Origin of the sequence: Pseudoalteromonas sp. S1727, from assembly GCF_005886375.1 — a bacterium.
Classification (GTDB): domain Bacteria; phylum Pseudomonadota; class Gammaproteobacteria; order Enterobacterales; family Alteromonadaceae; genus Pseudoalteromonas; species Pseudoalteromonas haloplanktis.
The window spans coordinates 1-13,912 of sequence record NZ_PNDT01000076.1; the positions used below are offsets into that span (position 1 = coordinate 1).

Below are 13,912 nucleotides of genomic sequence, written 5' to 3' on the forward strand. Positions count from 1 at the left end.
GCTTACCGCTTACCGCTTACCGCTTAGCGCTTACCGCTTACCGCTTAGCGCTTAGCGCTTACCGCTTAGCGCTTACCGCTTAGCGCTTAGCTTTGTGGTTGACCATATATTTGCTCTGCGCGGTTAAATAGCACCCACGAAGTTAAAATATATTTATCGTTTGAAACGGGTTTATTTCCACGGTGGGTATGAGTGAAGTAACCTGGAGCGACAACCATAGTGCCTTGCTTTGGAGCAATTTTACGCTGCTGGTAGTAAAACTCGGTTTCTCCACCTTCTTCAACGTCATTTAAATAAAACATAAACAGCAGCACGCGATGTAGTGCATCATTGTGACCTGCTTGCGGGTACACCTCACTATGCCAATACGGATAGCCACCTTTATTTACTTGGTATTTTTGTGCTTGAATATTACCAAGTCTAAAAATTTGTTGCACTAATAAGGGGAGTTGCGGCTTACCTATCTCATCAAAGTTTGCTTGGGTTAAATCTGTTGGAACACCTGTTTTTGGGTGATATACCTTTAAACCAAATGCACCTATCATCATAAAAATATGTTCTTCTAAGTATTTAAAAATATAGCCCGCGGTGGTTTGTTGAATATGTTTTAATTGCTCTGCATACTCAGGGTAAGAGCTTAAGTAGAGGTCGTGACTATCTTTTTTTGCTAGATCGACACCGCCAGAGGTAATGCCTTGTTTTAGATGCGGGCTTTGTTCAAACTCAGTGATAAAATTATCGCAAAATTCTTTGCTTAGGGCGTTATCGTAAACGCGAATAAAGTCCGTCATGAGCTGCCTTTTTGGAATTATTATGTTTATAGAAAAAATTACACCGCGCTTTAGCGAAACCGATGTACTAGGTCATATTAACAATACCGTACTCCCAGTATGGTTTGAAGCTGCACGAGCGCCTATTTTTAGATTTTTTACCCCGGATTTGAATCCTTATGACTGGAAGTTGATCATTGCCAAGGTAGAAGTAAGCTTTTTAGCTGAGTTATTTTATGGTCATGATGTGCAAGTAAAGTCGAGCATTGAGCATATTGGCTCGAGCTCTTTTGTAATACGCCAAGAAGCTTTTCAGCAAGAGCGATGTTGTGCGATAGGCAAAACGGTCATGGTTCGGTATGATTTTTCGGCTAAAAGTGCTACTCCTTTATCAACACAAGAGAAGGAGGCCTTACAAACGCATTTAGATAGTCAAAGCCCAACTTGAAAGAGTTAAAAAGAGTTCATTCCTATTTGAAATGTTTGCGCTGTAAGACTAGGGCTACAGCGCATACATTACGTTAATAGCTATTATTGTGATAAATGCATGTGAATATCACTGCTAATCAAACATTGCTGTGCAATGGGAAATATGTGGGTGGCTTCTCTTGCTGGTTTAACCGCAAGTTTAAAAACGCCTTGCTCATTGCTTATTGGGTTATTTGCAGCTTTACTTGGCATCGTCACACTGGCTAACATCAATAGCGCAAATATAATTAATAAACTAATTGCTTGCTTGTCTGTTTTTTCCATTATTGTTCACCTGCAATGTCAAGTTGAGTAATGCTATAGCCTTCTTCTGCTAATAAGGCGAGTAGGTTGTGTTCACCAGCTAAATGAGCGGCGCCAACTAACACTAATTCTTGTTGATTATTACCAAACATGGCTTTAACTTGAGGTAACCAATTGTGATTGCGCGCTTTTAATAGTTTATCAAAAGTTGCTGGGTCTTCTTTACGCATAGGTAATATTACTAACTCATTCAGGCTTTCAGTATCACCACTGCGCCATGCTTTCATCATCCCATCAAATAGCTCAGCATAATCATCAAGTTGAGTTAAATTAGATTGAATAAATTTGTCTTCGCTATTTTCTCCCATTTCTTTAAAAAGCTGTAACTGAAATTCCAGAGTTTCAAGGTATTGTTGTGTTTTCTGGTCACTGCTTGCTCGGTTGGCAAAATAAGCATCAACACCATCACCAATGAGTTGTTGTTTTTGCAGCTCCATTGACATCAGAATAACACTCACCATAAAGGGCCTAAAGCTGTTTAGCTCGTTTAAGCTAACGCCAAATTGTGCCAATTTTGTTTCTAGTTGTGCTTTAACTTCTGGCGAAAGTTTTTCACTTAAGGTTTCACCATTTTTATAAGAAAGAGTTTGCAGCATCGTCATTTGCGCTTGGCTATCAGCTGGGTCGGGCATTTTAGCTTCTAGAATGACCGTGTCGCTTTGTTTATAGGCAAATTCAAACTCAGCAGGCAGCGGCATTTGATTGCTAGGTAAAATATGCAGGGTGCCGCCAATATACACTTTGTCGTCCCCTTTACTGACTTGCCATACCGAAGTTTGTGCTGCGACAGATAAGCTCAATAATGAGCAGCCGATAAGTAAACTTTTACTGATTAAGTTTTTACTAAAATTGATCATGCCTCATTCCTTTTTTATTATTTTGAATATCAAATTAGTTAAATAATTTTGCTAATTGTGCTGAAACTTGTTCGTTCACCATTTTGATCGATTCGTCTATTTGTGAGGTGATTGCAGCGTCAATCTTATTTAATTGTTTTTCAAATGAAGTGTTAAAGTCTTGACTAAAACTGTAATCGACCGCGGCCACGTCCTGTACTTGCGACACACTAGGAGCGGCTGACACCTTCGTATTATCTACCTCTTCAGCCATGGCATTTGCGCTAAATAAAGTGGCTATCACCGTGCTTACTAATAGAGTTTTTGTTACAGCTTTAGTTAATGGTTTCATGATTTATTCCTTCATATTTAGTCTTGTTTGTCATCCATACTTATGCGGATGTGTAATGTAATATTTACCGTTTTGTTCGCTAGGCTGTAGCGATGAGTCAATATTAGAGGGCAGTAGTAAGAAAGTCGCTTATCTAGGTATGAGCAATTTAATCATAAGGTTTAATTTTTATAATCAATTGAAAATCAAACGCTTAGTTTAAAACCTTATTTCTATTATAAGGTTTTATTTTTAAGGTTTTGCCCTGTCGGAGTATGTTTGAGGGTCGATTTGAGCTGCTGTAAAAAACGTTAGACATTGGCTGCAGCGTTTTCAGTCGACATTTAACTGCAAGTTGTGCGCTATTAAGTTAGAATGCGCCCAGAACTATCTTGCCTTGCAACCTTTAACTATCAATGAGCTACTAACCAGATGTTGTTAATGATCGACAATTACGATTCGTTTACCTATAACTTAGTGCAATACTTTCAGCGCTTAGACCAAGAGGTGTTAGTAAAACGCAATAATGAGATCACGGTTAGTCAAATAGCGCAGTTAAATCCTCAACATATTGTCATATCCCCCGGGCCATGTACGCCCAACGAGGCTGGTATCTCTTTAGATGTTGTAGCGCAACTAAAAGGCAGGTTTCCAATCTTAGGTATTTGCTTAGGTCATCAAACGATTGCACAAGCTTTAGGTGCAAATATTGTTAAAGCTAAGCAAGTGATGCACGGTAAAACCTCGCCAGTTTATCATACGAATCAAGGGGTATTTACAGGTTTACCAAACCCACTAACGGTCTGCCGGTATCACTCATTAGTTGTTGATAAAAATAGTTTGCCTGACGAATTGCAGCTTACTGCATGGACTGAAACAGAAAGTGGTCAGTTGGATGAAATAATGGGCTTAGTTCATAATGGCTTAGCATTAGAAGGGGTACAGTTTCATCCAGAGGCAATTTTAACTGAGCGTGGGCTTGAATTACTTGCTAACTTTTTAACTCGGTTCTAGGCTTAACGTTAATAGCTGTAATAGCTCCTTTAACTTTTACATAAAGATAATAATGAATGACAGATGAAGTACGCCAACAAAGGATTGTAAAAGCATTAGAACAACGAGCCCATGACTTGTTACTTGGGCATAGTTTTGCGCAGCGTCAAATTGGTTATATTCACACCTTAGAAATTGACTACGGCGAAGCAATGGAACAACGTACTTTACTGGAAGTTGAAGTCGCAGCGCAGAAAATACGTCAACAATCGAGTACTGCCCATCATAAATACCGCGCTCAAGCCAGCCAACAACTTCATCAAGTGATTGATACCGCGATGAACAAGCAATTAGCGGATATAGACACTGTATTACATGAAACAATTGGCATTGAAGATAATGTTCCGGCAATTTTGGATATATTGGCGGTAAAGTCTGCATCGGTAGGACGTCTTGAGCCGTTAGTTAAAGATTTAACCTGGTTAGGGCGAGAGTTAGTCACTTTTGTGAACTTGCCCTATTATCGCGCGCAACGTAATAAACATACCTCAGTTAAGGTTGATAACCCATCTTTAGCATTGCGCTATATTGGCTTAGATAACTTGCAGTTTGTGGTACCTACTTTTGCTGTGCGCCATTGGATGCCACACAGCACTGAACCATTTCCATTATTAAAGCGCCGCTTACGTGATAATTCAATGGCCTGTGCAATTGCAGCGCAGGAGTTGGCTAAGAACAGTGGTAATAATGAAGTGCATGCGTTTACTTTAGGGATGTTACTCGATGTGGGTAAAATAGCTTTGACAAGGCTTTATTTACGTACCTTTGAGCGTGTTTGGCAACGAAAAGTAACCCTTGCCCGAGAAGAGCAGCATAAAGATTTACATACGGCATTATTAGAATTAAAACCAGACCCTCTTTTTTTAAGTACCTTGCTTAACCAGCACGCATTGAAAGTCACAGCAAAGGTGATAGATAAAATGGCGTTTCGGTATTTGCCATTTAATGCGGTGCTCTCGCAATTGGTTAATGGTGTAGCAAAAGGGGATTCAGCATTACCGTTAACTACGCTAATACGCAAAGCTCGATGTTATAGCCAAGTGGTCAGTTTAACTGCTCATCAATTAGTAGAAAGTGATGAAAAATCACTCTGGTTTGATTATGTAGGCTTATCAAAACAGGAACAAATGCAGCTCGAAAAAACCAATTTACGGCACTTTCATATCAAAATTGACTAGTTTCATAAATTTTTTGTTAATTTTTTTACGACTATTCATTCATCATTAATACAGGCCCTTAATCATATTTTATTTGTCAAAGCGCTGCTGAGTCGGTAGTGGGACAGCCTTATCAAATAAACAACCCTATAATTTATTATTCAGATAGTTATTCACTATCTCTGAAATAATATCTCAATCCCTTTAATAACAAGGGCTGCATGAAAGTTTTCTAAGAGACAACAACTAAAAACTCTGAAATAATGGCCGTCTGAAAATTGAACCAGAGAGTATTTTTTGGCAATTTAAGCTATGCTGATTTGCACCAAAGGAGATGGTACTACAGGCCATCACCAAGCCAACTTTTCACACTCTCTGTGAGATAACAATTAAGAGGATATAAAATGACAGTCAATCGCGAATTATTTGATCAAGTAATGGTTCCTAACTACGCACCTTCAAGTGTAATTCCTGTTCGTGGTGAAGGGTCTCGTGTATGGGATCAGCAAGATCGAGAATATATCGATTTTGCAGGTGGTATCGCTGTTAACTGTCTAGGTCACTGTCATCCAGCCTTGGTTAAAGCGTTAAAAGAGCAAGGCGAGAAAATCTGGCATGTGTCAAATGTTATGACCAATGAACCTGCACTGCGTTTAGCTAAAAAGCTAGTAGATGCGACATTTGCGGAAAAAGTTTATTTTGCCAACTCGGGCGCAGAAGCAAATGAAGGTGCACTAAAATTAGCGCGCCGTGTTGCACTGGAAAACTTTGGTGAGCAGAAATCGCAAATCATTGCTTTCAACAAAGGTTTCCATGGTCGTACATTCTTTACTGTAACGGTCGGTGGCCAAGCGGCTTATTCTGATGGTTTTGGCCCAAAACCTGGTGATATTGTGCATTGTGATTATAACGATTTGGCTGCTTTTGAAGCACTTATTTCTGATAATACTTGTGCCGTTATGATGGAGCCATTGCAAGGTGAGGGCGGTATTATCTCTGCGACTGACGAATTTGCAAAAGGTGTACGTGAATTATGTACTAAGCATAATGCATTACTTATTTTTGATGAAGTACAAACGGGTGTGGGTCGTACTGGTGAGCTTTACGCATACCAAGGTTTAGGAGTAACTCCTGATATTTTAACCACAGCTAAAGCACTTGGTGGCGGTTTCCCAATTGGTGCGATGATCACAACTACGGAAATTGCTAAGCACCTTAAAGTCGGTACACATGGTTCTACTTATGGCGGTAACCCACTGGCATGTGCTGTTGGTGAAGCAGCATTTGATACCGTAAATACACCAGAAGTATTAGCTGGCGTTAAAGCTAAAGCACAATTATTCAATGAGTTACTGTCTGAGATTAATGATAAGCATCAGGTATTCTCAGAGATTCGTGGTCAAGGTTTATTAATTGGTGCGGTAGTAACTGAGCAATTTAAAGGCCGAGCTAAAGAGTTTTTAGTGGCTGGTATTGCTGAAGGTGTAATGTCTTTAGTCGCAGGTGCAGATGTTGTTCGTTTCACTCCTTCACTTGTAATACCAGAAGCGGATATCCGCGAAGGCATGGCACGCTTTGAGAAAGCTGTAGCCAAGGTTGTGAACGGTTAATCAACACCTCTCATACTAAGGGCAAGCAGCAAGCTTGCCCGACTATTCTTAATTTACCGTTATTTATAAGGGAGCAAGCGGACTCATGATGATCCTTCGCCCAATCCAGCAATGTGATTACCCAGCTTTATTGAAAATTGCCCATGAATCAGGGCATGGTTTTACATCTTTACCGAATAACGAAGCGTTATTGCAAAAGAAAATAGATCATTCAATAAGCTCATTCGCAAAAAGTGCATCTCACCCGGGTGATGAAGGTTACTTGTTTGTTCTTGAAGATAGCGAAACAGGTGAAGTAGTGGGTACCTCAGCCATTGAAGCGGCTGTTGGCCTTGATGACGCGTTTTATCATTACCACCTTAGTAAAGCCATTCATTCATCTCGTACACTGAATGTTTATAAAGCCGTTGATATTCTCACCTTGTGTAATGACTACACCGGTGCCACAGAGCTTTGTACGCTGTTTTTAAAAGATGGTTACCGTAAAAATAATAACGGTAAGCTGCTTTCAAAAGCACGTTTTATGTTTATTAAACAGCATCAAGAACGTTTTGCCGACACCGTTATTGCTGAAATGCGCGGCGTTTCGAACGAGCAAGGCAACAGCCCATTTTGGCAGTGGTTAGAAGAGCACTTCTTCTCGATGGACTTTCCAACCGCTGATTACTTAACAGGTATTGGCCAAAAAGTATTTATTGCTGAACTAATGCCAAAGTACCCAATTTACGTCAACTTACTAAGTAAAGAGGCGCAAGCGGTGATCGGCAAAGTACACGATAATACCCGCCCTGCGATTGAGCTGCTAAAAAGCGAAGGTTTTACGTTTAATGGCTATGTAGACATTTTTGACGCAGGTCCAACGGTTGAAGCAAAAGTCGATAATATTGCCACTATTCGTAATGCGAAAAACTTTACCGTTAAGATCGGTAACAACAGCGGTGAAACCGCGGTGATGCTTGCAAATGAAAAGCTCAATGACTTTAGAGCAACCGTTGCACAACTAAATTTTGTTGAATCAAGCGCAGAGTTAACTCTACCTCAAGCAATGGCTGAAGCACTTCATTTACAAGCTGGCGATATCGTTACAGCAACACGCATTTAATTTAGGAGAAAGTACATGACTCATCCTGCACAATTTATTAATGGTCAATGGGTTCAGGGCCAAGGCGATGCATTTAATTCAGTAAACCCTGCTAATAATCAGATCATTTGGCAAGCAAACTCAGCGACCAGCGAACAAGTTGATACGGCTGTAAGTTCTGCACGTACAGCATTTTATAGCTGGGCAGACAAATCCTTTGCAGAGCGCCTAGCGATAGTAAAAACCTTTGCTGAGACCCTAAAAGAGCACAGCGAAGAGCTCGCTGTAGCGATTGCCCAAGAAACGGGTAAGCCATTATGGGAAACTCGCACTGAAGCCGGTGCCATGGTGGGTAAAATTGCCATTTCAGAAAAGGCTTTTTTAGAGCGCACTGGTGATGTTGAAAACCCAATGCCACAAGGGCGCGCTATGATCCGCCACAAGCCACATGGGGTAGTGGCTGTATTTGGTCCATATAACTTCCCTGGCCACTTACCTAACGGTCATATCGTGCCTGCGCTATTAGCGGGTAATACCGTGGTATTTAAACCATCAGAGCTGACGCCTGCGGTTGCCGAATTAACCCTTAAACTATGGGAAAAAGCGGGTTTACCAGCTGGCGTAATTAACCTAGTGCAAGGTGAAGTGGTAACAGGTAAAGCACTTGCAGCTCATAAAGGTATCGATGGTTTATTCTTTACTGGTTCATCACGCACAGGGCATATTTTACATGAACAGTTTGCCGGTCAACCGGGTAAAATATTAGCACTAGAAATGGGCGGTAATAACCCGTTAATCATTACTGATGTGGCAGATACTAAAGCAGCTATTCACGATATTATTCAATCAGCGTTTATCTCTAGTGGCCAGCGTTGTACGTGTGCACGTAAATTGTTTTTACCAGCAGGTGAGCAGGGCGATGCAATTTTAGCCGGTTTAGTTACTGCCACTAAAGCGATTAAAGTGGGTAACTACGATGATGCAGAGCAACCATTTATGGGGTCGATGATTTCATCAGCAGCCGCCGCGGGCATGGTAAAAGCTCAGCTGCAACTTGTTGAGCTTGGCGCGCAGGTGTTAGTTGAGCTTAAACACACAGAGAATACCGGTTTTGTTACACCGGGCATTATTGAATGCACTGATGTTGCTAACTTCCCAGATGAAGAGCACTTTGGGCCACTATTAAAAGTATTCCGCTTTAGTGATTTTGACAGCGCAATTGATAAAGCCAACGACACCAGCTTTGGTTTATCAGCAGGTTTATTGAGTGATAACGCAGCCGATTACGATCACTTTTTACGTCGTATTCGTGCCGGTATAGTTAACTGGAATCGTCCAATCACAGGAGCATCAAGCGCTGCGCCATTTGGTGGTATTGGTGCCTCGGGTAATCATCGTGCAAGCGCGTACTATGCTGCCGATTACTGTGCATACCCAGTTGCTTCTGTAGAGCTTGATAAAGTAGCCATGCCAGCAACATTAAGCCCAGGTTTAAAAATTGATTAATCGAGTTTTGTTAAATAGTAATAAATAACTAAAAAAGCAGCCTAGGCTGCTTTTTTTGTATTGGTTAAGGGTCAAAGGTAGCAATTAAAAGCGCTTTCTGCTTAAATCATTACAGTCGTGATAATTTTACAGTGGGTGTTTTAATTATGGTTTTAGATAGGCAAGGGTATGATGATCTGATCATGTATCTTACTCAAAATTTAGCATTATTTGAGAAACCCGGCGAAATTAAACCAGGCTCCCCCACTATTATGGAACTGATAGAGGATGACATTGCTGAAAATGTCATGTTGTTATGTCAGCAGCATACAGAACTGACCACCGAACAACGTAGTCAAATTGTGCGTGAGGTGGATGGTATCGTATACGATTTACAAGAAGTGTTAAGTAGTGTTACCAGTAATCAAGTGACCATTGAACAGCACGCCTTTATTGATGAATTTGCCGCCCTGGTAAAAAACCTCTTTGATAGCGCTGTCGCAGAAAGCGCTTGAATACATCGTTTTTAATTTGCAACTGTGTGTGACTTCCTTACAATCAAGTAACTAATTTTTTTGAGAGTCATAAAATGCAAGCGAATGTAAAATGGGTCGAAGGCGATACCTTCCTTGGTCTTTCTAATTCTGGGCACAATGTGGTGTTTGATGCTGGTAGCGATAGCGCCGCACCAAGCCCAATGGAAATGGTGTTAATGTCTGTTGGTTGTTGCTCATCGGTTGATGTAGTAAGCATTTTAAAAAAAGCCAAACAAAATTTTTCTGACGTACAAGTACAACTAAGCGCTGAACGTGCTGAATCTGCTCCTCGAGTGTTTACTAAAATTAATTTACACTTTGTTGTGACAGGTGATAATGTTTCTGAAAAACACCTTGCGCGCGCCGTGCAACTGTCAGCTGAGAAGTATTGTTCAGTAGCATTAATGCTTGATAAAACAGTAGAAATTACTCACACACACGAAGTTATACAAGAACAGGGAAAATAACGCTTTTTCCTGCGGTGAAATTCGTATAAAATCCGCGAACTTTTCATTCTGCTCTGGCAGATTTCACTTGTTTATAGGTTGGTTTATCATGAACAAACCCTTCGATAAAATTAAACTTCATGGCTTTAATAACTTAACCAAAAGTTTAAGCTTTAGTATTTACGATATTTGCTATGCAAAGACAGAGCAACAACGTAAAGAATATATTGAATATATCGACGAACAGTACAGTGCTGATCGACTAACCGATATTTTAGGTGAAGTAGTGGATATTATTGGTGCGAATATTTTAAATGTTTCGCGTCAAGATTATGATCCACAAGGTGCTAGTGTAACAATTCTGATTTCAGAAGAGCCAATTGAACAACAGCAGACCTATGATGTAGATGAAGCGCCAGGCCCATTGCCAGAAACTGTGGTTGCTCACTTAGATAAGAGCCACATTTGTGTGCACACTTACCCTGAAGCGCATCCCGATGATGGTATTTGTACTTTCCGTGCTGATATCGAAGTATCAACCTGTGGTATTATTTCGCCATTAAAAGCATTGAACTTCTTAATCCACAGTTTAGACTCTGATGTAGTGACAATTGACTACCGCGTACGTGGTTTTACCCGTGATGTAGATGGTGTTAAGCATTATATTGATCATGCGATTAACTCAATTCAAAACTACATGACCGAAGATACCAAAGAAGCGTACCAGATGATGGACGTGAATGTGTATCAAGAAAACTTATTCCACACTAAGATGATGCTAAAAGAGACCGATCTAAATACGTATTTATTCGGTGTCACTACCAGCGATTTATCTGAAGAGGAAGAAGAAGAAATTCGCTCTAAGTTAACCCGCGAGATGCAAGAGATCTTCTACGGTCGTAACTTACCAGATACAGAATAAACTAGCAGAATTAGTTGATTCTTAAAACGGCGTGTAATGAAAATTACGCGCCGTTTTTGTATGTGGGTTATTGCGATAGTTAGTGTGAGTAAAGCTTACGAGTAACGCAGTATTAATTTTATTATCGTAGCTTGGGTTGAACATAACGAAGCCTGAAAAACCATTACCTTCAGTGATTGTGGCTATCACAGGTAGGTCGTGATTTATCGCGACAAATAACCTCTTATCGAGTTCGTTTCAACTGTAACAAATCCCATTTATTGCCGTATAAATCTTCAAATACCACCACGGTGCCGTAGGCTTCTTTACGGGGTTGTTCATTGAATCGAATGCCATTTTTTTGCATCACTTTATAATCACGCCAAAAATCATTGGTGTGTAAAAATAAAAACATGCGACCGCCAGTTTGATTGCCTACAGCCTCTAACTGCTGTGGCGCACTTGCTTGTGCGAGTAGTAAGTTGGTGCCATTGGAATTAGGAGGTGCGATTAATACCCAGCGTTTGCCATTACCAAGGTCGGTATCTTCAATTAAATCAAACCCCAGTTTTTGAGTGTAAAAAGCAATGGCGTCATTATAACTTTCAACGACTAACGCGATACTTCCTATGTGTTGTTTTATATTAGACATTGACCTACCTTACGAATTAATAACTGTGTCTAGGTGTTTTACCAGAACAATACAATTCATCAGAGGACAAAAGGCTGTATTAGGTCGTGTACCATAAGAATTATGCAAAAAGCTTGGGTTTTGGTAATTATTTGACTGCTATTCTCACCACTTATATGCTGGTTAAAAGCCCACCTAAAGGATCAATATGTTAGCTAATTTATCTCAACGAGTGTTTTGTGCCGAGCAAGTGCGAACTCACGAGCCCGCCGCCGCAGCGCAATCTGGCGTAGCTATGTATACGCTGATGGAGCGAGCTGGTAAAGCGGTGTTTGATCAGACAATTAAGCATTTTCCGCAAGCTCAAAATTATGTGGTGTTGGTTGGGGTGGGTAATAATGCAGGTGACGGCTATATCGTTGCAAGCCTCGCTAAACAGGCCGCAAAACAAGTAACAGTAATTGCGGCCGTACCAGATAAACCATTAACAGGTGATGCGCTTACAGCGCAAAAAGCATGGTTAGCAGCTGGTGGTGACATAACGGCATTTCATCAGCAAATTATAGATAACGCGGATGTCATTATTGATGGCTTGTTAGGCACAGGAATAAACAGTGATGTACGTGCTCCTTTTGTTGAGCTGATTGAAGCAGCTAATAACAGCGCTGCGCCAATTGTAGCAATTGATTTGCCGTCAGGTATTAACGCAGACACAGGAGCTGTACTGGGAGTGGCAATTGAGGCTGATGTTACAGTCACTTTTGTTGGTATTAAGCAAGGGCTTGTTACGGGCGCGGGGCGTGCCTGCGCAGGTATTGGAGAGTTTGACGATTTATCTATTTCAGATGCATTTACACAATTGGCAACGCCAACTGCAAAGTTGATAAGTTATCAAACATCGCAAGGCTTGGGGAAAAGAAATAACAATAGCCATAAAGGCAGCCATGGTAAATTACTGTGCGTAGGTGGCAATAAAGGTACGGCAGGGGCTATACGCTTAACAAGTGAGGCCGCGCTGCGCAGTGGGGCAGGTATGGTAAAAGTATACACTCATCCTGAGTCAGTCCTTGCTGTGAGTATTGGCCGCCCTGAGCTGATGGTGACGACAATCGATCTTGACGCAGCATTAGACTGGGCAACGTGTATAGCGATTGGCCCAGGGCTCGGCCAAGATACATGGTCTCAATCCACCTTTGGAACGGTTATTGAGCACTGTGTTGCTCACAATAAAGCAATGGTTGTCGACGCCGATGCGTTAAACCTTATTGCTCAGCAATCCGCGCCTATTGTACTGAAAAACACGGTATTCACACCGCACTCAGGCGAAGCTGCACGGCTACTTGGTTGCACCATTAGTGATATAGAGTCAGAGCGTTATCAAAGTGCACGCAAATTGGCTGAAACATACTCAACGACCTGTGTACTCAAAGGGGGGGGCAGCATTATCGCTGATGGCATTAAAACGTGGGTATGCACTGATGGCAACCCCGCGTTAGCCGTAGGCGGCAGCGGTGATGTACTCACTGGGATTATTGCTGGCCTTATCGCACAAGGGTTAACAACTGAGCACGCTGCGTGTTTTGGTGTGACCTTGCATGCAAAAGCTGGAGACGTAGCCGCACAGCGCGACGGCGAACGAGGTTTGCTACCAAGCGACCTGTTTGCGATAGTCAGAGAGTTGGTAAACTAAAGCCGTCAGCCGTCAGCCGTCAGTTTCTGATAGCTGACAGCTAAAAACTGAAAGCTTTACCCAGCTTTCACAGGGTTTTCAATACTGCTAACTGGTATTAGCGGTGTAACTCACCAACTCGCTCTGGTTGATAGGTTACTTCTTTTATTTTTACTGTTATAACCCCGCCGCCAGGCTTGGGCCATTCAATTTCATCACCTTGAGATAGGCCAAGTAAGGCGCTGCCAACAGGGGCTAAAATTGATATCTTATCAGCATTGGCATCTGCATTTTTTGGATACACTAAGGTCTTAGTAAACTCTTCTTGGCTTGATTCAACGATAAAGTTCACAGTTGAATTCATAGTTACCACAGTCGAAGGCATGTCTTTTGGCTCGACAATGGTCGCACGACCAAGTTCAGCTTCAAGCTCTTTTTCACCAGCGAAGCTGCCTGCTGGCAATGATTCCATTAAATCATACAATCTATCTGCATCAAGTGATGAGATGATCAGTTCAGGCCTTTTATTCATTGTAATGTCCTTAATTGTGTCTGATAAATAAAATTACCCCTAAGTTGTGAAGTGCCTTACAGCTTGTAAACACGGCATATCT

The 13,912-nt window shown here is 41.4% G+C and carries 17 protein-coding genes; 10 read left to right on the forward strand and 7 right to left on the reverse strand.

What is annotated here, in order from left to right:
- Positions 1-86: 86 nt before the first annotated feature.
- Positions 87-791 carry a 2OG-Fe(II) oxygenase gene (locus CWB85_RS15840; protein WP_016709100.1) on the reverse strand — a complete coding sequence of 235 codons (705 nt, stop codon included), beginning with the start codon at positions 789-791 and terminating at the stop codon, positions 87-89.
- Between the two features lie 22 nt (positions 792-813).
- Between CWB85_RS15840 and CWB85_RS15845 the strand changes: the two genes are divergently transcribed.
- Positions 814-1,218, forward strand: a complete 405-nt coding sequence (locus tag CWB85_RS15845; RefSeq protein ID WP_016709101.1) for an acyl-CoA thioesterase — start codon at positions 814-816, stop codon at positions 1,216-1,218.
- An 83-nt stretch (positions 1,219-1,301) separates the two neighbouring features.
- Here the strand turns inward: CWB85_RS15845 and CWB85_RS15850 are convergent, their stop codons facing one another.
- From CWB85_RS15850 to CWB85_RS15860, 3 genes are read right to left on the reverse strand one after another with little or no spacing between them, the layout of a single operon-like run.
- The gene (locus tag CWB85_RS15850) at positions 1,302-1,523 is read right to left on the reverse strand and encodes a hypothetical protein (RefSeq protein ID WP_138555414.1); all 222 of its coding nucleotides are present in this window, start codon (positions 1,521-1,523) and stop codon (positions 1,302-1,304) included.
- The gene (locus CWB85_RS15855) at positions 1,523-2,419 is read right to left on the reverse strand and encodes a TraB/GumN family protein (protein ID WP_016709103.1); all 897 of its coding nucleotides are present in this window, start codon (positions 2,417-2,419) and stop codon (positions 1,523-1,525) included. Before CWB85_RS15855 ends, CWB85_RS15850 begins: the two co-directional genes overlap by 1 nt.
- 34 nt (positions 2,420-2,453) lie before the next feature.
- A complete protein-coding gene (locus CWB85_RS15860) occupies positions 2,454-2,750 on the reverse strand; it encodes a hypothetical protein (RefSeq protein ID WP_016709104.1) in 297 nt (98 codons plus the stop codon).
- A gap of 411 nt (positions 2,751-3,161) precedes the next feature.
- Between CWB85_RS15860 and CWB85_RS15865 the strand changes: the two genes are divergently transcribed.
- From CWB85_RS15865 to speD, 8 genes are all read left to right on the forward strand, one after another.
- The gene (locus tag CWB85_RS15865) at positions 3,162-3,743 is read left to right on the forward strand and encodes an anthranilate synthase component II (RefSeq protein ID WP_138555415.1); all 582 of its coding nucleotides are present in this window, start codon (positions 3,162-3,164) and stop codon (positions 3,741-3,743) included.
- Positions 3,744-3,799: 56 nt separating this feature from the next.
- Positions 3,800-4,960, forward strand: a complete 1,161-nt coding sequence (locus CWB85_RS15870; RefSeq protein ID WP_138555416.1) for an HDOD domain-containing protein — start codon at positions 3,800-3,802, stop codon at positions 4,958-4,960.
- 383 nt (positions 4,961-5,343) lie between these two features.
- Positions 5,344-6,549 carry an aspartate aminotransferase family protein gene (locus CWB85_RS15875; RefSeq protein WP_016709107.1) on the forward strand — a complete coding sequence of 402 codons (1,206 nt, stop codon included), beginning with the start codon at positions 5,344-5,346 and terminating at the stop codon, positions 6,547-6,549.
- An 85-nt stretch (positions 6,550-6,634) separates the two neighbouring features.
- Entirely contained in the window at positions 6,635-7,651 is a 1,017-nt protein-coding gene (gene astA, locus CWB85_RS15880) for an arginine N-succinyltransferase (RefSeq protein ID WP_138555417.1), read from the forward strand.
- A 15-nt stretch (positions 7,652-7,666) separates the two neighbouring features.
- Positions 7,667-9,136 carry a succinylglutamate-semialdehyde dehydrogenase gene (gene astD, locus CWB85_RS15885; RefSeq protein ID WP_138555418.1) on the forward strand — a complete coding sequence of 490 codons (1,470 nt, stop codon included), beginning with the start codon at positions 7,667-7,669 and terminating at the stop codon, positions 9,134-9,136.
- 146 nt (positions 9,137-9,282) lie between these two features.
- The gene (locus tag CWB85_RS15890; protein WP_016709110.1) at positions 9,283-9,630 is read left to right on the forward strand and encodes a DUF3802 family protein; all 348 of its coding nucleotides are present in this window, start codon (positions 9,283-9,285) and stop codon (positions 9,628-9,630) included.
- Positions 9,631-9,704: 74 nt separating this feature from the next.
- Entirely contained in the window at positions 9,705-10,118 is a 414-nt protein-coding gene (locus CWB85_RS15895; protein ID WP_138555419.1) for an OsmC family protein, read from the forward strand.
- Between the two features lie 88 nt (positions 10,119-10,206).
- Positions 10,207-11,019, forward strand: a complete 813-nt coding sequence (gene speD, locus CWB85_RS15900) for an adenosylmethionine decarboxylase (RefSeq protein ID WP_016709112.1) — start codon at positions 10,207-10,209, stop codon at positions 11,017-11,019.
- Positions 11,020-11,040: 21 nt separating this feature from the next.
- Here the strand turns inward: speD and CWB85_RS22500 are convergent, their stop codons facing one another.
- Both CWB85_RS22500 and CWB85_RS15905 read right to left on the reverse strand, forming a co-directional pair.
- Positions 11,041-11,208: a hypothetical protein gene (locus CWB85_RS22500; RefSeq protein WP_016709113.1), complete on the reverse strand. Its 168-nt coding sequence runs from the start codon at positions 11,206-11,208 to the stop codon at positions 11,041-11,043.
- Between the two features lie 34 nt (positions 11,209-11,242).
- Complete coding sequence (locus CWB85_RS15905; RefSeq protein WP_138555420.1) at positions 11,243-11,650, reverse strand: VOC family protein; 408 nt, start codon at positions 11,648-11,650, stop codon at positions 11,243-11,245.
- 187 nt (positions 11,651-11,837) lie between these two features.
- Between CWB85_RS15905 and CWB85_RS15910 the strand changes: the two genes are divergently transcribed.
- On the forward strand, positions 11,838-13,319 hold the full coding sequence (locus tag CWB85_RS15910) for an NAD(P)H-hydrate dehydratase (RefSeq protein WP_138555421.1): 1,482 nt from the start codon (positions 11,838-11,840) through the stop codon (positions 13,317-13,319).
- Between the two features lie 97 nt (positions 13,320-13,416).
- Here the strand turns inward: CWB85_RS15910 and rnk are convergent, their stop codons facing one another.
- Positions 13,417-13,830, reverse strand: coding sequence for a nucleoside diphosphate kinase regulator (rnk, locus tag CWB85_RS15915; RefSeq protein ID WP_016709116.1), 414 nt, complete (start codon positions 13,828-13,830; stop codon positions 13,417-13,419).
- Positions 13,831-13,912: the final 82 nt, after the last annotated feature.